The sequence below is a fragment of the Blautia sp. AF19-1 genome, from assembly GCF_003479155.1.
Classification (GTDB): domain Bacteria; phylum Bacillota; class Clostridia; order Lachnospirales; family Lachnospiraceae; genus Fusicatenibacter; species Fusicatenibacter saccharivorans.
The window spans coordinates 1-401 of sequence record NZ_QUGQ01000060.1; the positions used below are offsets into that span (position 1 = coordinate 1).

Consider the following 401-nt stretch of genomic DNA (forward strand, 5'->3'; position numbering starts at 1 on the left):
AAGGTTTATGACCTTGACGAAAATGGGGAACGAATAAAACTTCCGTCCGGCAGATGGAAAAGTCACAAGGAGGATACGGTGGACTGGAACGACCAGAAGTATTGTGAAATCTGGCGGCATGAGTGGGAAGTCATCCAGAACCGCTATCTGGAAGCCAATGACCGTCCGGAGCGTGTGGACTTGCGTTCCTATGCCAGACAGGGGCTTGATATTGTCCCCACTGTCCATGAGGGGGCTGCTGTCCGGCAGATGGAAAAGCGTGGTATCCAGACGAATATCGGAAACCTGAACCGGGAAATCAGAGCCGCCAACAGTCTGATGAAGTCCATCCGGCAGCTTATCCAAAACCTCAAAGGCTGGATTACCGAGCTGGGCGAAAAACGGAAAGAGCTGCTTGCACA

At 52.1% G+C, this 401-nt stretch carries 1 protein-coding gene; it reads left to right on the top strand.

The genetic code is table 11. The features are described from left to right. Positions 1–401: MobA/MobL family protein (locus tag DWX26_RS17320; protein WP_243030745.1), on the top strand; the 401-nt coding region annotated here is incomplete at both ends.